This is a genomic window from Njordella calcicola (assembly GCF_056494125.1).
Genome location: NZ_CM151396.1, coordinates 3,933,349 through 3,951,230, shown reverse-complemented (window position 1 = coordinate 3,951,230; position 17,882 = coordinate 3,933,349). Strand labels below are relative to the sequence as shown.

At 52.2% G+C, this 17,882-nt stretch carries 14 protein-coding genes; 10 read left to right on the top strand and 4 right to left on the bottom strand.

What is annotated here, in order from left to right; genetic code table 11:
- Nucleotides 1–152: 152 nt before the first annotated feature.
- On the top strand, nt 153–2,141 hold the full coding sequence (locus SH302x_RS15425; RefSeq protein WP_479363287.1) for a thioredoxin domain-containing protein: 1,989 nt from the start codon (nt 153–155) through the stop codon (nt 2,139–2,141).
- A gap of 71 nt (nt 2,142–2,212) precedes the next feature.
- A complete protein-coding gene (locus SH302x_RS15420; RefSeq protein WP_479363286.1) occupies nt 2,213–3,136 on the top strand; it encodes a sugar phosphate isomerase/epimerase family protein in 924 nt (307 codons plus the stop codon).
- A 196-nt stretch (nt 3,137–3,332) separates the two neighbouring features.
- Here the strand turns inward: SH302x_RS15420 and SH302x_RS15415 are convergent, their stop codons facing one another.
- Entirely contained in the window at nt 3,333–3,515 is a 183-nt protein-coding gene (locus tag SH302x_RS15415) for a hypothetical protein (RefSeq protein WP_479363285.1), read from the bottom strand.
- A gap of 206 nt (nt 3,516–3,721) precedes the next feature.
- Between SH302x_RS15415 and SH302x_RS15410 the strand changes: the two genes are divergently transcribed.
- The 5 genes from SH302x_RS15410 (at nt 3,722) to SH302x_RS15390 (ending at nt 8,550) form a co-directional block, all read left to right on the top strand.
- A complete protein-coding gene (locus SH302x_RS15410) occupies nt 3,722–4,891 on the top strand; it encodes an aminotransferase class V-fold PLP-dependent enzyme (protein WP_479363284.1) in 1,170 nt (389 codons plus the stop codon).
- 36 nt (nt 4,892–4,927) lie between these two features.
- Nucleotides 4,928–5,431 (top strand): pantetheine-phosphate adenylyltransferase, encoded by a 504-nt coding sequence (gene coaD, locus SH302x_RS15405; protein WP_479363283.1) that lies wholly within the window; start codon nt 4,928–4,930, stop codon nt 5,429–5,431.
- A gap of 271 nt (nt 5,432–5,702) precedes the next feature.
- Nucleotides 5,703–5,846 carry a hypothetical protein gene (locus tag SH302x_RS15400; RefSeq protein ID WP_479363282.1) on the top strand — a complete coding sequence of 48 codons (144 nt, stop codon included), beginning with the start codon at nt 5,703–5,705 and terminating at the stop codon, nt 5,844–5,846.
- A complete protein-coding gene (gene lepA / locus SH302x_RS15395) occupies nt 5,847–7,658 on the top strand; it encodes a translation elongation factor 4 (protein ID WP_479363281.1) in 1,812 nt (603 codons plus the stop codon). It abuts the gene before it with no gap.
- 247 nt (nt 7,659–7,905) lie between these two features.
- Nucleotides 7,906–8,550 (top strand): FHA domain-containing protein, encoded by a 645-nt coding sequence (locus tag SH302x_RS15390; protein ID WP_479363280.1) that lies wholly within the window; start codon nt 7,906–7,908, stop codon nt 8,548–8,550.
- Between the two features lie 327 nt (nt 8,551–8,877).
- Here SH302x_RS15390 and SH302x_RS15385 read toward each other — a convergent pair whose 3' ends face one another.
- From SH302x_RS15385 to nhaD, 3 genes are all read right to left on the bottom strand, one after another.
- The gene (locus SH302x_RS15385) at nt 8,878–10,245 is read right to left on the bottom strand and encodes an IS4 family transposase (RefSeq protein WP_479363279.1); all 1,368 of its coding nucleotides are present in this window, start codon (nt 10,243–10,245) and stop codon (nt 8,878–8,880) included.
- Between the two features lie 183 nt (nt 10,246–10,428).
- Nucleotides 10,429–11,946, bottom strand: a complete 1,518-nt coding sequence (locus SH302x_RS15380) for a bifunctional folylpolyglutamate synthase/dihydrofolate synthase (RefSeq protein ID WP_479363278.1) — start codon at nt 11,944–11,946, stop codon at nt 10,429–10,431.
- Between the two features lie 34 nt (nt 11,947–11,980).
- Nucleotides 11,981–13,546, bottom strand: coding sequence for a sodium:proton antiporter NhaD (nhaD, locus tag SH302x_RS15375; RefSeq protein ID WP_479363277.1), 1,566 nt, complete (start codon nt 13,544–13,546; stop codon nt 11,981–11,983).
- A gap of 216 nt (nt 13,547–13,762) precedes the next feature.
- Here nhaD and leuB point away from each other — a divergent pair, with 216 nt between their 5' ends.
- From leuB to SH302x_RS15360, 3 genes are all read left to right on the top strand, one after another.
- On the top strand, nt 13,763–14,836 hold the full coding sequence (leuB, locus tag SH302x_RS15370) for a 3-isopropylmalate dehydrogenase (RefSeq protein ID WP_479363276.1): 1,074 nt from the start codon (nt 13,763–13,765) through the stop codon (nt 14,834–14,836).
- A gap of 29 nt (nt 14,837–14,865) precedes the next feature.
- Nucleotides 14,866–16,167 carry a molybdopterin-binding domain-containing protein gene (locus tag SH302x_RS15365; RefSeq protein ID WP_479363275.1) on the top strand — a complete coding sequence of 434 codons (1,302 nt, stop codon included), beginning with the start codon at nt 14,866–14,868 and terminating at the stop codon, nt 16,165–16,167.
- Between the two features lie 171 nt (nt 16,168–16,338).
- Complete coding sequence (locus SH302x_RS15360; RefSeq protein ID WP_479363274.1) at nt 16,339–17,832, top strand: GntP family permease; 1,494 nt, start codon at nt 16,339–16,341, stop codon at nt 17,830–17,832.
- The last annotated feature ends 50 nt before the right edge of the window (nt 17,833–17,882 follow it).

The window sequence follows — 17,882 nt, the reverse complement described above, 5'->3', positions numbered from 1 at the left end:
GGCCGTTCGCAGAATTCTGTTACGGCACACGGAGTGTGCCTACTACCTTGAGCTTCGTCGGACGGTCGCGTGTTACGCTACAATCAATGCTTTGCAAGGATCCGACTCCGGCAGGCGTCTCTTCGAAACTCCTGAGCTGAACGTTGCCCACTATGCTTTACGTCCAACACACGCCACATCAACTCTCGCAACTTTCGCGATTCGGCAGGCATCTGCTTTGCTGGCTGATTCTATGGCACTTCATGCCCAGAGTACTGCCAAACTTGGACGCTCAAGCACCAGCGGGAAATCATCTGCGCGACCAATCAAGCGTTTACCTCCTGCAGCATGTACACAATCCGGTCGATTGGTATCCTTGGGGAGAAGAGGCTTTCCGCAAAGCGAAAACGGAAGGCAAACTGATCTTTTTATCGATCGGCTATTCCGCTTGTCATTGGTGCCACGTCATGGAACGTGAATCATTCAGCGACCCGGAAATAGCGGCTTACCTGAACCAACATTATGTCTGCATCAAAGTCGATCGCGAAGAACGACCGGACGTCGATCAAATCTATTTAGCGGCCGTTGAACTTACGGCTGGCCAAGCGGGTTGGCCGCTTTCGGTCTTCCTCACTCCGGACGCTCAGCCCATAACAGGCGGTTCCTACTTTCCTGCACGTGATGGCGATCGCGACGGGCTGCCAGGTTTTCTAGGCATTATTCAGCACGTTCAAAAGGTTTGGCGGGAAAACCGCGCGGGCATGATCGAACAAGCCGAAGCGGTCACGGCCGCAATTCGCCAGGCCAAACGCCAACTGGTCGAACAATCTACAGATCAAGATATCTCCCAGGCCTATGTAGCTATGGCGGCCAAAACTCAAGCAGCTATCGCTGCGGATTACGATCCTGACTACGGTGGATTCCGCTTTAGTCCCTCCAATGCAAACTTACCTAAGTTTCCTGAGCCGAACGTACTCAGTTTCCTGATTCATCGAACGCAAAGCAACGTCGCTTCGCCGCAGCAACGCCAAGAAGCACTTGCGATGTTGACCACCTCGCTCGATGCCATGGCCGCGGGCGGAATCTACGATCACTTGGCAGGTGGTTTCCATCGCTACTCGACCGATCGCTACTGGCGAATTCCTCACTTCGAGAAGATGCTTTATGACAATGCATTGTTGGCTCGCGTCTACGCATCCGCGGCTCAGGAGCACGATCGCTCCGATTATCGATCGACGGCCGTTGAAATCTGTGAGTTCGTGCTCAATGAGATGCGCGACAACACCGGGTTGTTCTATGCCTCGGTGAATGCTGACAGCGATGGCCAAGAGGGCACGTACTACGCTTGGAATGTAGAAGAGCTTCAAAAGGCGCAAGCGACGATCGCCGACTATAACTTGGTCGCCAAGACCTATGGGCTTACCGATTCCGCGAACTTCGAATCCGACCAGCATGTATTGCAAAGGCCGTTAAGCTTAAAAGAGTTGGCGGACAACGACGGTGTGTCTGTTAATGAGTGGATGGAGCGACTTAAGGTTGCCAAATCGCAAATGCTGGAGCTTCGGACGCAATCTCCCAAGCCGACGACCGATCCCAAACTACTTACCAACTGGAATGCGTTAATGATTGGAACGCTTGCGGAAGTAGGCTGGCGGTTCGAGCGGCCAGACTTTATCTCTGCCAGCCAAAAGGCGATGGACGAGTTGCTAGTTCGAGTCCAAAATGAACCACCGCGATTGCGACGGACTTTAGAAACTAATAGCTCGGCGACGTTGGGCTATCTTGATGATTACGCGTATGTGATTCAAGCTCTGCTGCGACTGCATCAAGCGACACAGGATCCACGTTGGCTGGCGGCAGCGGTTGACTGGCAAGATATTCAGCACGAATTATTCTGCGATGAAGCGACAGGCGGCTATTTTTTCCCCTCTCGTGAGCATGCAGAAGTGATTATTCGGTACCAAGATCCCGTCGATGGGCCAACCCCCAGCGGTTCGAGTGTGACGGCCGAGAACCTGATGTATTTTTCCCAAGCGACGAACGATCCCAAGTACCAATCTCAGTTCCTGGACTTGGCTCGCAGCGCGACATCCTTGCATGATAAATCGGCCACAGCGAATCCTTACATGGTTGTCCAGATCGTAAAATGGTTCGAGCGGTAGTTTCGTCCAAGCTTGAGATGGTAAACTGATAGCTTACTCATTTGGTTCACCATTTATCTGAGGGCGCGACTGTGATTCAGCTAGGGTTTGCAAGTGCTATTTTGCCTGATTTGTCATTTGAAGAAGTCTTTGCAACCGCAGCCAAGATTGGATTTCGCTGCGTTGAAACCATGTGCTGGCCGCTGAGTAAAGCGGAACGCAGGTATTCAGGCATTACCCATATCAACTTGGACCAGTGCGATGATGCGCAGATTGAACACCTCAAGAAGGTTCAAGCGGATACGGGCGTGTCGATTAGTTCCCTAGGTTACTATCCAAACTGCCTAACCGCCGACGAAGCGGTGGCGGAAGTCGCGGTCGAGCATTTGAAGCGATTGATTGCGTTTGCTCCGCGATTAGGAATCCATCGAGTCACCAGCTTTATTGGTCGCAATGAGAAACAAAGCGTCGACGAAAACTGGCCCCGTTTGTTGAAGACCTGGAAGCCGATCGTTGATTTAGCAGAACGGCATGAGGTTAAGATTGGTATCGAGAATTGTCCCATGCTGTTCACTGCCGATGAATGGCCGGGTGGGAAGAATCTAGCGAACTCTCCCAAAGTTTGGCGGCGACTGTTTGATGATCTAGGCAGCCCCAATTTAGGCTTGAACTATGACCCCTCGCACTTAGTCTGGCAGCAGATGGATTATCTGTTGCCGTTGACACAGTTTGCCGATCGAATCTTCCATGTGCATGCGAAAGACGTTCGTTTGGATCGTGACAAGCTGAATCAGGTTGGAATACTTGCGCATCCTAATGAGTACCATACGCCGAAACTTCCAGGTTTGGGCGATGTGAATTGGGGCAAGTTCTTTTCAGTGCTTTTGGATTCGGGGTATCGTGGTCCTGTGTGCGTGGAAGTTGAAGATCGATCTTATGAAGGCAGCTTGCAGACTAGAATTGATTCGTTGCGTCAATCGTATACGTATCTGAAGCAGTTCGCGGACTTCAGTTGACTTGCACAGTCAACGCGGGGCGATGCCCAAGGCGGTTAGACGAAGACAGATCGGGACTAATCGTTCGAAAAGCGTAGGCGGCAATCGACCGGGTATTTCCCACAAATGGAAAATACATCGCCGGGCAACTTGCTGCGTGCCGCGGAGATTTCCGGCGGCTCGACGTGGGGATTGGCCGCAAGCAAAGCCCAAGTGTTTAGACGGTTTCGCGCAAAGTCAGAAAGCTGAGCGTCGCGACTGCAAGCGAGCAGACCAGGAACACAATGTCCATGGTGATACTGTGACCACCAAAAGGTTTGCCCAGAATCAAATCCAACAAAAATAGCAGCGCAGTTAGGCCGGAAAGGATCAAGCCTATAATGCACAGAACCCTTGGCATCAAGAACCTCGATGAATTGCTGGAAAAACGCTGCTAGGACGAAAAAGGAAACTAAGTCGCGGCTAGTATAGTTGAAGTTTTTGACGTGTCACGTAGTGGCAATGCATCCAATGCAAACGTTTCGCTTTGGAGAGGATCGCCGCCCCAAGAAATCAGCAACACTACTGACCCCTTACGACATCGAATAGAATTACCTTACTTGCCCAATGCCAAATTATCGAACAAAAGTTAATGCAAATTCTCAAAAACTGCGTTCTCAGATGCCGGTTGTAGCGAATTACGCATATTTTGATCATGCGGCTGTCAGCCCGCTTCCAATTGCAGCCAGCCAAGCGATTTCCAGGTGGCTGCACCAGGCACACTCCTCCGGCGACGCCCACTGGCTGGAGTGGCATCAGGCCGCCCAGCAAACTCGACAGGCGTGCGCTGATTTGCTGAACGCTCGGCCCAGCGAAATTTGTCTTGTCCCCAGCACGACGTACGGCATCAACATTGTCGCCAATGGCCTGGGCTGGAAACCGGGCGATTCGATTGTCGTGCCGGCGAATGAATTTCCAAGCAATTTTTTGCCCTGGCAGCTCCTGCTAAGCCGCGGCGTCGACGTCAGGCTGGCGGAGGTTGAGCCGACTGGAGAAGTGAAATTGGAGTCGATTTTCGAGCGGGCAGACGATTCGACGCGGTTGATTGCCGTCAGTTGGGTCGGCTACGCAACCGGATTTCGTTTGGATTTGCAGCCGCTGATCCAGCAAGCTCACGCTCGCGGAATTCAAGTCTTCGTCGATGCGATTCAGGGCCTGGGCGCTTTTCCCATCGACGTCGAAGCGTTGCAAATCGATTACTTGGCGGCCGATGGACACAAATGGATGTTGGGGCCCGAAGGCGCGGGGTTGCTGTATATCGCTCAGCGTAATCTTGATCGAATCGCTCCCCAGATGATCGGCTGGAATAGCGTTGTGGGGGCGGCGGAGTTCGGCAACCAGAATATGACGTTGAAGCCCGCGGCATCGCGTTTTGAAGGCGGCACGACCAATATGGTGGGCATGATTGGCTTTGGAGCGGCCGTCCAAACGCTGCTGGATTGCGGTTGCCATCGAGAGGCAAGCGGCTTTGCAGACGCAATCCTGCAGAATGCGTTGGTGGCCCAGCAGCGACTTACTGAAATCGGTGCGGTGGTCGATCGGCGGTACCCTGAAGAAAATTACTCTGGCATTCTGAGCTTTGAGATCCCCGACCAAGACAGCCAAGCCGTGCGGAACCGCTGCTTTTCTCAAAATGTTATTCTCAGTGTACGTCACGGGAAGCTACGCATCGCCGTTCATGGCTATAATGATGCCCATGACATCGAGCGTTTGATCGATGCGATTCAAGCGACCTAGCGCACTACCAGCCACTTCGTTCCGTTCATTTGATTCATGAATATTGATTCCGAGTTATCTTCGCAGGTCGCGGTTTACACAGGTTCGTTTGATCCAGTCACGCTGGGGCATTTGCATATTATTGAGCGTAGTGCCGCGTTATATGAAGAAGTCATAGTGGGCGTCGGGATCAACACGACCAAGCAAGCGCTTTTTACTGTCGAAGAGCGCTTGGAGATGCTGCGGGAAGTTACGACGCGTTGGAGCAACGTGCGGATCGAATCGTTTGATGGTTTAGCGGTCGATTTTGTGCGACGTTGTGGATCGCGAGTGATGATTCGTGGCGTCCGACCGCTGACAGATATTGCGGGCGAGTTCACGATGATGATGGCCAATCGCCAACTGGATGAAAAGATTGAAACGGTATTCTTGATGGCCGACGAGACGTTCGCTCACGTTTCTAGTTCGTTGATCAAGCAGATCGCGGCCTTGTCTGACGGTCGCGCTTTAGAAAAATTCGTGCCCCCTGAAATTGCCAAACGCTTAGTGGCAAAGAACTAGCTGTTCATCGTTTTCGTTTAACCGCGTGCCCAGCGGGCCGCGTTACTTCTGCGCGACACCACGATCGCGGGGCGATACCCGCGCGGTTAAACGAAACTGATCTGGTGCGTAGGCCGGTAACAAGTAAAGCCCACTCCAATGCCGCCGGAACATCGGTAGCTTAAGGTTAGTCCACGCTCGCTAACTCACTCAGCCATTGCTCTATGAGCTTTGCGCAGTTGCGGCACGGACCCACGCGACCTTGTTCCGGCCTACAGCACGTCCTTTGTAGATGGCCCAGAAGCGATACGCTTTGGACTTCGGGGAATTTGTCGCGTCGATTATAATGGGAGTGTTGCAAAGGCTATATCATTGCATTGGATATGTCACCGCCGAAAGATTCGGTGGCATTTTGACCGCTCATTTGGATGATTGAATGGCACCCGTTCCACGTTCTCATATTCGCAATTTTTGTATCATCGCTCACATTGACCACGGCAAAAGCACGTTGGCCGATCGACTGTTGGAGCGAACTGGTACCGTCGAACTGCGCAAAATGAAAGAGCAATTGCTGGATGCGATGGATCTTGAACGCGAGCGCGGGATCACGATCAAAGCCAAAGCGGTTACGCTCAAGCACATTCATCAAGGTGAGCCGTACGAGTTGAACTTGATCGATACACCAGGTCACGTTGACTTCCAGTATGAAGTTTCGCGCTCGTTGACTTGCTGCGAAGGAGCACTGCTGCTGGTCGATTCCTTTCAAGGGGTCGAAGCGCAAACGGTGGCCAACGCTTATGCGGCGATGGAACATAACTTGAAGATCATTCCGGTCATCAACAAGGTCGATTTGGCTTATGCGCGGGTTGATGAAGTCAAGGAGGAGATGGAGCAGATTCTCGGGATCGATCCGGACGAAGTGGTATTGTGCAGCGGCAAAGCAGGCATTGGTATCGACGAGTTGCTAGCGTCAATTGTCGAGCGGATTCCCGCTCCGTCCGGCGATGAGAACGCGCCGTTGCAGGCGATGGTGTTCGATTCGCATTACGACGACTATCGCGGCGCGATCACTTATTGTCGAATCATGCAGGGCACGGTTTCCGTTGGTCAGAAAGTGCGTTTCAAACGGATGGCGGCCAGCCATGAATGTTTGGAGTTAGGCCATTTCGTACCGCAACGCCAGCAGTCAGATCGTTTGCGAGCGGGGCAGGTCGGTTATTTGATCTGTAATCTCAAGTCGCTGAAGGATGTTCACATTGGTGACACGGTCGTCGCCGCGGCGGATGAGAACACGCCCGCTCTGCCTGGTTATCAAGCGCCCAAGCGGATGGTCTACTGCGGCTTGTATCCCAGCGATGGTCAGGAGTTTAGCGAGCTGCGCGATGCGCTGGAGAAACTTGCCATTAATGATCCGAGTTTTGAGTTCGCTCCGGAGACCAGCGATGCGTTAGGGTTTGGATTTCGCTGCGGATTTCTGGGCTTGCTGCACATGGAGATCATTCAGCAACGGCTGGAGAACGAATGCAACTTAGACTTGGTCCAAACTGCGCCCAATGTGACTTATGAGATTTTGACTCGCTCGGGCGAGAGGATGGAGATTCATAAACCGCAAGATGTGCCTGATAGTGGAGAGATTGAGGAATTCCGTCAGCCGATCGTGCGCGTGAACTTTGTGTTGCCTACGGAGTTCATCGGGACTTGCATGACGTTATGTCAGGATCGACGAGGCGTGCTGAAATCACAAGAGTACCTGTCGGGAACGCGAGCACTGATCACTTACGATCTACCGTTGGCGGAGGTTATCTATGATTTGCATGACAAACTGAAGAGTGCAACGCGCGGGTATGGGACGATGGATTACGAGATCATCGGCTACGAAACAGCGGATTTGGTGCGACTTGATATTTTGGTCAATGGCAAGAAAGTCGATGCGTTGGCGATTATTTGTGACCGCCGCGATGCCGACCGTCGCGGGCGAGCGGTTGTGAAGAAGCTGAAGGAGGAGATTGACCGCCACATGTTTGAAGTAGCGGTACAGGCTGCTTTAGGAGCCAGGGTCATCGCCAGGGAGACCGTGCCTGCGATGCGAAAGAACGTGACCGCGAAGTGTTACGGTGGCGATATTTCCCGCAAAAAGAAGCTTTGGGCCAAGCAGCGGGAAGGCAAGAAACGCATGAAGTCGATCGGATCGGTCGATATCCCGCAGAAAGCATTCATGGCAGTGCTGGAAAGTGGCAATGACCGCTAGGACTGCTGCTGCCGATCGCACGCTTTGGGTTGTCTGAGCCGAAGATTGAAGAAAAGCATCACTTATTTCAGAAATTAGCTTAATTGCTAGGGCTTTGTTTTGGGCTGCGGGACTATTACACTATGCACTGTATCGTTTTGTATTGAGTTTTTGAAAGTGGGCTTGGCTGCTAGACATGGGACTGATACCGAGTCCCTTCGGTGGTCAACGAAACTTCGTCGTTGGGTCGAACTGCTCGAATCTGTTTATGGCAAAGATTAGCCTGCAAGTATTACAAGGTGCAGATCGCGGTAAGGTTTATAGCGATCTCACAACACCTATCACGATCGGACGTGAAGAGGGCAATGCGGTACAGTTGAACGACGAGCGAATCAGTCGTTACCACATCAAAATCCAGGAAGACAACGACCATTTGGTCCTGACCGATCTTGACAGCACCAACGGGACTCAAGTGAACGGGCAGGATTGCCAGTTGCGCATCATCCGCATTGGCGACGTGATTGCGGCAGGGCGTTCCGTGCTGCTGGTTGGTTCCAAAGAGGAAATCGCCGATCACGTGGAGTCGTTAACGGCCACGGGCGAAGCCAAAGGGGATGTGGCCCCCGAGGATGGCGACTTTGAATTGTCTTCGAGTGTTGGGATGGTGATGAAGCACCTCCAGAATACTCGCGCAGAATTCAAGATCCCAGAGCGACTTTCGCCTTGCCAGTCGGCTCAGTTGTCCGAGTTGCTGGAGCAAGTAGCCAACCGTTTGGCGGCTGTGATGAGTTCCAGCAAGGTCAGCGGCACGGGTTCTCATGTGACGATCAACCAGATTCAATGGCAATTGCTTTTGGATCTATCAGGGCGTTTGGGTGTCGCAATTCGAGGGATCGGCGATCCGAATTCCTGATCGATTTCGTTTAACCGTCAGCCGTAGGCGTACGCGATTTTTCTTCACCCTACCGATTCGGGAGCTTACGTAGGCCGGTAACAAGGTCGTTGTGTTATTGCCGGAACTGCGCAAAGCCTATTACGCAAGACAAAATTGAGTCAGTAACGTCGACTAGTTTCCAGCGACCGATGTTCCGGCCTACGTCTTTCACCGTCCAGATTCGGGACGGTCGGCCGCGAGTTCCACGAGCGACCGGGGGGCACATTCTTAGCCTTTGACCTTTGCCTTCAGCCAGAGGAGCTGGCTGGGGGACTTGTTCGTAGTCACGGCTTTAGCCCAATACCGCTAAGTTAGCAGGCGAATGGTTTCTGGGAAAGTGTGCGTTGGAGGCGGCAAATTACAGTGTTCGTCGCGTTTTTTGGGCCATTTGCTTTGTGTGCGTTTTATCACTCGTGGATTGAGGCGGTTGCGACGTGGTTCAACTACCTCAAGGCTGATCTGCAAGACCATGTTGCTGTACCATGGCTGGAACAACTTTTGCGAACGCGGAGCTTCTACCAAACACATTCGCAGTACCTTGATCGCACCTGTAAATGATATCCGACGCGGCGACACTACAGCTTGGACTGCCGCCTCAAGTGCTAACTTGCGAATCACGAAATGTGCTATCAGTAAACCATTGATTTCCTGCACAACCCCGGCCGGACTATGGCTGCGGAGTTTTGGGGAATTGCGAAGATGAGTCTTAGCCTCATCAATAGCAATCTCCTCTTCCCAACGCTCGTGATATAGAACTATCAGTGCCTGGGCTGGGTGCTCATGCTCATCAAGCAGTGTTGTCAGCAAACGATGCGTCTGGCCATGGCCAGTACGCTGAGGGTCATCCAATTTGTATTCGATCACGCGAACGCTTTGGCCGTTACGATCATGGCGCCGGTCATACTCGTTGGCATAGATCTTTGACAGAAACGTTCCGTCGGAAAGCACCTGCATAATTTTGAAACAACGGTTCATTTTCGAACGCCCCAGGAAGTCCGACTTCTGATCAATGACCTGGTTCATTAGTTGGTACGAACAAAAGCCAATGTCGAACAAAAGTAGACTTTTCTCTGGCAATTTTCGATAAACGTGTTTCGCCATGGTCGCTTCGCCACATCGCATTGGCTTAATAAGAAAGTTGATAAAAACGTGCGAGCCCACTTCGCAAAGTGCGATGATCCTGGCTTGTGGAAACGCACCGAAGTCTGTTCCGTTTTTGGGCCTTCCGAAAGCACGGCGATTGGCATCACTGTCAGGAAGGTTCAATACAAATCCATCGACCGCCACGAGCCTACGACCTGCGTAAAAGGAATCAGGTGTCTGGCTATCACATAGGCAGTGAACCAACTTCTGGTAGACAAATGCCAAGATTGCAACGCCCAGCCGCACTCGGGCTTGAGTCAGGGCGCTGGATGAGGGCATGAGCCCAATGGAGAATCGGTGCAACCAGCGAAACACGTGTGTGTAGCAATCGTCGCCATATAGCCACAAGGCGATCGTAAACCAAACCATCATGTCAGCCGGGCACTTTCGACTGCTTCGTTTTTCGAGCTTGCGACGGCGTACTTCGGCTTTCAGCATGCAACTGCGAACAGTCCTCTTGAGGCAAGTAATTCGCTCATGTGAAAGTAACTTATCTTGCTTTGATTGAGAGATCGTGCGAACATGAGTCATGGCAGCTTCCTTGCTTGGTGATGAAATTCAACACCTCCGATCCTCGCAGGAAGCCTGCCTTTTTGGAATACTAACTTAGCGGTATTGGGCTTTAGCCGGATGCACGCTGTCAACACAACGCCATTCCGCCTAAAGGCGGTACTACTAACGCTCGATAACTAAATCATATCGCATCATCCTCGTTTAGACGCATGCAATCGGAGCTGTCGCGGTCTTCATGACACTTGGCAATATCTCACCGGCGAGAAAAAATGAACCCGTGATGCAAATGATCCCTTTCGGTTTGCATAACCTGCGAGCCATTTGCATCGCTTCGGCAGGCGATTTCGCTCGATGAACCTCCGCTACCGGACGACCGTGGCTGGGGCTTAGTCTCTTTGCGTCGAGGGCCAGCGAGGCTGCGATAATGTCATTGCGAATGCTAATTGCTAAATCATAAAGAGCGATCGATTCGACTGCGCGAGGATTGTTGAAGTATTGAGTGATAATCAGAGTGTCGGTTGCAGGAATAAGTTGCTTCAGTAGCTTCTCGTACTCTTTGTCAGAACTGGCCGCAAAAATCATGACGCGGTTCAAGCCCGATTCGGCGCCGCGCGGGAAGTTCGTATCCATCGCTTTCAATAACGCATCGATGGATGCAACATTATGAGCCGAGTCCAACACCACAGGTGGCTGCAATGGCAAGTACTGCATGCGAGCGGCAACTTGCGTGGAGACAAACGCTGCGTTAATCGCGTCGTTGTCCACTGGCCACTTCAAGGCATCGCAAAATACGTCAATCGCGGCTAAAGCCGTCGCAGCGTTCTGGATCTGATGGTCTCCCAGCATTTTCAACGCGATGTTTTGGCGGCTTTGGCTTGCAGGCCAGTCGGGCTTGAGCACTTCGTAATTCATTCGCTGCCCGATCACCCCACTACTTGATTCCGTTTGTTCGGTAGTAGTCTGTGTCGCTTGTTTGGCTGGGCTACCAAGAAAATCGACGCCCGCTTGCCGCAATTCGGACCCGCATTCGGCCGCTTTCCTCGCGATCACAGGAATCGCTTCTGGGTTCAGCACGCCGCTGACCACTGGGCATTTGGGTTTGATGATCCCGGCCTTTTCGCCTGCAATGGCCGGGATCGTGTTCCCCAGTTGAGCTTGATGATCGAAGCTGATCGAAGTGATCACGGAGACTATGGGCGTGCAGACATTGGTACTATCCAGCCGCCCGCCCAAACCGACTTCGATGACTGCCACATCCACTTGGCTTTCCGCGAACAACAAAAATCCGATAGCGGTTGTTAGTTCAAAAAAAGTTGATTGTCCTTCACCGCTGTTAGCCAGCGCTTCGGATATGGGATGGATCTTATTGACACAATCCGTTAGTTGGTCGGTAGTGCAAGGTTGGCCATCGATACAAAATCGCTCTTCAAGCTTTGTAATATGCGGCGAGGTATACAGACCAACGCGTTTATTGCTGTGGCGGAACGATTCTGCAATTAGCCACGCGACCGACCCTTTGCCTTTGGTGCCAGCGATATGCACAATCGGATACTTACGATGCGGCTCGCCAAGTCCGGAAAGCAGTTTATGCATTCGCGCCAAGCGAAAGTTCTTCTGGGAGTAAGAACGTTGGCCTACTTTTTCGTAATTGATCCGATCGAATAGGTACCGAACCGCGTCAGTGTAATCAAATCGCGGCGAGGAACTTTCGGTATTCATCGCGTGGCAACCATGTTCGAAGGTTGAGCAAACGTCAAGAGAACAATGACAATATGGATACTTGCAGCAGGTAAGTGATTACGCCAGAAGCGTAACCAATTAGCGCCCATGGGCCAATTTTTCGAAGGTACCAGACAAATTCAAGATGTTCCAATCCCATGGCGGCAACGCCTGCGGCCGAACCGATGATCAAGCAGCTTCCGCCGGTGCCCGCACAAAAGGCCAACATCATCCAGAAGAACGCATCCGTTGGATATTGATTGCCATACATCTCAATCCCTGCAGCAACCAACGGAACGTTATCGACAATGGCTGATAACAAACCGATGATCGTGGCAACTAACCATTGATATGGGATAGTCGCATTGAGCCATACTGCTAGATTGCCCAGCAAACCAATCGATCCCAATGCACTAACCGCCAAAAGGATCCCCAAGAAAAACAGGATGCTCGACATGTCAATGTTGCGCAGAACGTGTAAGACACCGGTCGAGCTGCGAGTCCGCTCATCCACCGTATGGGAAATCAACTCGGATACAATCCAGAGGACTGATAGTACCAAGATCATGCCCATAAATGGAGGCAGGTGCGTGACCGACTTGAATATTGGCACGAACAGCAAGCCGCAGATGCCAAGGATTAAAAATAACCATTGATGAGCGACCGACAAGCCTTTGCTTTCGTGATGCTTTTCCGAGACTTCGACTTGATGCAGTTCGCCCTTGATCGTCCGTGATATAAGGATCAGCGGAACCAACAAGCATACAATGCTGGGGAGCAGCAGTTCCTGGACTACCGCCAGCGTCGAGATCTTATGCTTCACCCATAGCATCGTCGTTGTTACGTCACCGATGACAGACCAAGCTCCGCCGGAGTTGGCAGCGATAATGACCATCCCTGCAAAGATCGCGCGCGTTGGACGGTCGTGCACCAATTTTCTAAGCAACGAGATCATCACAATCGTCGTGGTTAAATTGTCAAGCACCGCCGACATGAAGAAAGTTATCCAAGCCACCACCCACAATAGTTTCACTTTACTTTTCGCTCGAATGCGATCGGTCACGATGCTGAAGCCCTCGTTGGCGTCGACCAATTCGACGATCGTCATCGCGCCCATTAAGAAAAACAGGATGCTGGCGATCTCGTACAGATGATGTCCAAGCAGGCCATCAACCAAGTAATGTAGGCTCATCGATTCCTGGCCCACTTTGCCAGATAGGTCGGCGGTGGCCAGAACCGATTTGGGACTGGTGGCCGCATCGCCGCCCGCAGTACGACTGGCGGTTGAAGCACTTGCCGTCATCGCTTCTGCCGCATCCGGAGTCGAAACTGCGGCGTCTGTGGGTTGATCGGCCGCGTGGTCTGCGGCGTGGTCCGTTTCCGAGTGCGTGTCAGACTCGGCACTGTGCCCGTTGTAAAACTCTTCGAACCAATGGGGAATGGTCTTTTCTGGCAACAATTGCTCGACGTTGATCGCGCACAGAGTCCAACAGAGAACGCCGGTGAACATCGCAGAAGCGGCTTTGTTGATTCGGATAGGATGCTCTAAGGCGATTGCCAGATAGCCGATCACAAAGATCAGAATAATCACTGTCGTCATTCGTAGGCTTTCACTCGAGAATTACAGCGGATAGTTGATTTCAATTTCGAGCACGAACCATAAACGAGAATGCAGATTTTGGCTAGTGCGTTTCGACGGGTAAAACTGACTCAGACGCTCAAGAATTGGAACAACTTGCCCCCCTTTGGCGTTTTGACTGCGTTGGATTATAAATGCATTTTGTTTACTGCCGACTCAAATCCAAGGAAATCTTTCGTGCAAGCGACGATCGTTTTGTTACCCGGTGATGGCATTGGGCCAGAAGTCACCGCACAAGCTGCTAAGGTGTTAAATCGCATTGCGGACAAGTTTTCGCATCAGTTCGATATGCCCGAACACTTGTTGGGTGGAATCGCCATCGATCAAACCGGTGACCCGCTGCCACAAAAGACCGTTGAAGCTTGCAAGGCGAGCCAAGCGATTTTGCTTGGAGCTGTTGGTGGGCCGAAATGGGATGACCCTTCGGCCAAAACGCGGCCTGAAGCCGGTTTACTTCGCATTCGCAAAGAGTTAGGGCTGTTTGCTAACCTGCGTCCCATCGTTTGCTTTGATGAATTAATCGACTCTTCCCCTCTCAAGCGGGAGATCGTCGAGGGCACGGATATCCTGTTTTATCGCGAGCTGACCGGCGGATTGTATTTCGGCGAATCTGGATGCGAGACTATCAGCGAAGGTGTCGAGCGAGCGTTCAGCACGGCAGTCTATACAACACCGGAAATCGAGCGAATCGTCCGAATGGCAGCCCAAGCCGCGCGAGGACGACGCAAGAAACTGACAATGGTCGACAAAGCGAACGTCTTGGAAGCGTCGCGACTGTGGCGGCGAGTATCTGCCAAGATCATGAAGGAGGAATTTGCTGACTTGGAATATGAAGTTGTCTTGGTTGACTCCATGGCGATGCATTTACTCTCGCGACCACGCTCTTTTGATGTCGTTGTCACTAGTAATATGTTTGGCGACATTTTGACTGACGAAGCGTCGATGCTGCCGGGCTCGCTGGGGATGCTGCCGAGTGCTTCGCTGGGATCTAGCGGACCAGGACTGTATGAACCTATCCACGGCTCGGCGCCAGACATCGCGGGCAAAGGCATCGCTAATCCATTAGCCACGATTCTCGCGGCCGCGATGCTTCTGCGGCACTCCTTGCACCTTGAAGCGGAAGCTCAAGCGATCGAAGCGGCGGTGCGAGGCGTTTTGGCTGCCGGATTGCGTACAGCAGATTTGGCGCGTGGGTCGAGCAACACCATCGGAACCGAAGCGATGGCGGCCGCAGTTCTGGAACGAATCTGATTTCCCTGAACCCTAAAGTGGATACGGCAATGCAGCATTGCATCTATTGTTCGTTGCTGTGTAGCCACACGCCTGGCAACCATTTGGATGCATGTTCGCTGCGCAACGAGCGACTGCACCCGAGACAGCGATCCGCCGGTCCCTCCCAAGCTTTATGCTTTAAACCCGCGGAGTTCCGGACCGAGTTGGAATTGGCCACACAATGGCTCAACCAAGCTGACCATGTCCTGGTTACAGGCCGAATCATTACGTTGGAAGCGTCGCGGGCGGCGATCGATTTGGCAAGGCGTTATCATGCGACTGTTGACTTGCAACATAGCCAACCCACGTTCGACTGGTTGCAAGCGGTTCAAGCCGCGGGAGCCATGACGACCACAATTGCTGAAGCTCGCTTTCGCAGCGATCTGTTGATCTTGGTTGGCAATGACGCTCTGCTGCGCAATCATCCTCGAATTCTCGAACAACTCAGCGATTGTCCTGACTCGCTGCGCACGCCAAAGGTAATACTGCTTGGGGAGTACTCCCAAGATGCGCTGGCAAGCGTCCATACAACCTTAGCAGAACGATCGATCGAAGTAGACGTTATTGCGTTTCCCTATTCGCGGCTAGCGCAGCTTTGGAAAGCATGTTATGCGTTGGAGACGATCAAACCCGAACCACTGCTGGAGAGCGTCGCGTTGCGATTGTTAACCGAGATAAAATCGGCAAGCTATCCCGTCTTGATAGTATCGACAACATCCGAGTATCCCGGCGGCTCGAATTTTTATCAGGCCTTGATGCGTTTGGTCTTCGAACTGTCCACAGACCAACGGGTTCAATGTTTAGTCGTCTCCGGAGCGACTGCGATGTTCACGCAGGTTTGCACTTGGCTGACCGGTTTCCCAGGCAGAATCCAGTTCTTCAAGGGTCAGGCGACTTATGATCCTTGGCTGTTTACTGCAGAAAAGTTTCTTGCTAGCCCAGGTGCCTCACGCTTGATGGTCGATATCCAGGAAGCTGGCACCCAACCACATATCCGACTGCAACAATTAGTACAACCCAGTGTAACGCAGCTTGCAGCGAATCGTGGGCAGCTTTCGGTGCCTGACAGCCGCGTTTCGCATAGCGCCAGCAGTGAGGAAAACGAGAATCCAATTCCACGCGACGCCCACAGTTCCTTGATTTTTGAATCGGCGGAGTGTGGTGTAGACCATGCAGCGACTTTCTACAAAGCAGACGGCTCGACCATGCATTTCGAACATGCGCAAGAAGGGATCGCGGATGCGATGAAACTGCCTGTGGCGGAAATTTTGCGGACTTTAACGCGAGATATTGGTAACGAAAGTCGCTGAAGGCAGCCTCCCCCCTGCTCTCAAAGCGGTCCATCTAGATTACTATAGTGCCAGCGAGGATCGAGGTGCTTTCGTTAACGATACGCCTGCTGGTCAATATTGATCGTCGCTTGCCCATGACGCTGCAATCATCGGGCGCTCGCCCTCCCACTAGCCCCACAAATCGAAGACATGTATTCAATCGTTAATGAACCATGGTGGCCGTTCGCAATCGTTATTGCGTGTATCGTCTTTATCATCATCGCAATTGCAAAGCTTCGCATGCATGCGATGTTAGCCTTACTGCTAGCCGCCTTATTGGCCGGTATCATGACAGGCAAAAGCGAATGGACGATCGTCAATAAAGACGGCGTTGAGAAAGTTTACTCGGGGCTGGTAGGCACGATCGAGCTTACGTCCAAAGGGCTCGGGGACACAGCACGTGACGTTGCGATATCTATCGCTCTCGCTTCAATCATCGGGATGAGCTTGATGCAAAGCGGTGCGGCAGACAAAGTGGTTCGAAGATTCCTGGCCATCTTTGGTGAGAAGCGAGCGGGTTGGGCGTTGCTCTGGTCCACTTACATTCTCAGCATTCCGATCTTCTTCGATACTATGTTTATGCTGATGGCCCCACTTGCTAAAGCTCTGGGAAAGAGAACGGGCAAGGATTACATGTTGTATGCCATGTGCGTTGCTTGTGGCGGCGTGATTACGCATTCCATGACCATCCCGCATCCTGGTCCATTGGTGATGGTGGAAAAATTAAACCTAGATCCCGGCGTTAGTTTGTTAGCAGGATTGTTGGGTGGTATCATCCCAGCGGTTTTAGGTTACTACGTTTGCGTGTGGATCAACAAACGATTGCCGGTGCGACCCGGTGAAAATGTCGAACTGGATGGCGCGACGGCTCCTGAGGATGATCGCGAGATTCCGGAATCAGAATTACCGACACTGTTTTGGTCGCTGCTGCCAGTCCTGCTGCCAATATTCCTGATTAGCTTGTCATCGTTGGCATTGGTGGTTCAAAGCGGCGCGACCAGCGATACACCGACGCCGTGGTGTGCTGCGATCTATAACTTGTTCGGAGCAGATGGGTTCAGTAATCTGCGAGGCTACATCGACTTTCTGGGCAACAAGAATATCGCTTTGTTTATCGGCGCGTTCATCTCGCTTGCGATCTTGGCACGCCAAGCGGGACTGAGTTTGAAAGAGCTTGAAAGGCGAGTGGGGCCGCCGCTAGAAACTGCGGGCATGATTATCTTGATCACCAGTGCCGGTGGCGCATTTGGGGGTATGTTGCGAGCGATTGGAGTTGGTGACGCGGTAGAAATCGCGACGAAAGACAGTGGAATCAATTTGCTGTTTTTGGCTTGGATTATCGCCTCCATTGTGCGTATCGCTCAGGGCAGTGCGACGGTCGCCATGCAAACGACGGCGTCGATTGTCGTCGCGCCGTTGATGCTCGAGCGGTTGGACTGCCACCCCTTGTATCTGTATCTGGCGATTGGTTGGGGTGCGATGGGCGGTTCGTGGATGAATGATAGCGGATTTTGGGTCGTCAGCCGACTGGGGGGCTTCACTCAAAAGCAAACACTGCAGTCGTGGACCGTCTTACTTTTGAGTTTATCCGTCTTTGGAATCATTTCCGCCTATTGGATGTCGCGTGTCATGCCTTTAATATAGTGCTCTACCAAATCGTAGTTACTGGAACGATGGGTTTCTCGCAAACGCTC

Bases quoted from the DNA above. Each gene is read 5' to 3' on its own strand.
- SH302x_RS15425 (WP_479363287.1), top strand. From the start codon at position 153: ATGCTTTACGTCCAACACACGCCACATCAACTCTCGCAACTTTCGCGA.
- SH302x_RS15415 (WP_479363285.1), bottom strand. From the start codon at position 3,515: ATGCCAAGGGTTCTGTGCATTATAGGCTTGATCCTTTCCGGCCTAACT.
- SH302x_RS15410 (WP_479363284.1), top strand. From the start codon at position 3,722: ATGCCAAATTATCGAACAAAAGTTAATGCAAATTCTCAAAAACTGCGT.
- coaD (WP_479363283.1), top strand. From the start codon at position 4,928: ATGAATATTGATTCCGAGTTATCTTCGCAGGTCGCGGTTTACACAGGT.
- SH302x_RS15400 (WP_479363282.1), top strand. From the start codon at position 5,703: ATGGCCCAGAAGCGATACGCTTTGGACTTCGGGGAATTTGTCGCGTCG.
- lepA (WP_479363281.1), top strand. From the start codon at position 5,847: ATGGCACCCGTTCCACGTTCTCATATTCGCAATTTTTGTATCATCGCT.
- SH302x_RS15390 (WP_479363280.1), top strand. From the start codon at position 7,906: ATGGCAAAGATTAGCCTGCAAGTATTACAAGGTGCAGATCGCGGTAAG.
- SH302x_RS15385 (WP_479363279.1), bottom strand. From the start codon at position 10,245: ATGACTCATGTTCGCACGATCTCTCAATCAAAGCAAGATAAGTTACTT.
- SH302x_RS15380 (WP_479363278.1), bottom strand. From the start codon at position 11,946: ATGAATACCGAAAGTTCCTCGCCGCGATTTGATTACACTGACGCGGTT.
- nhaD (WP_479363277.1), bottom strand. From the start codon at position 13,546: ATGACGACAGTGATTATTCTGATCTTTGTGATCGGCTATCTGGCAATC.
- SH302x_RS15365 (WP_479363275.1), top strand. From the start codon at position 14,866: ATGCAGCATTGCATCTATTGTTCGTTGCTGTGTAGCCACACGCCTGGC.
- SH302x_RS15360 (WP_479363274.1), top strand. From the start codon at position 16,339: ATGTATTCAATCGTTAATGAACCATGGTGGCCGTTCGCAATCGTTATT.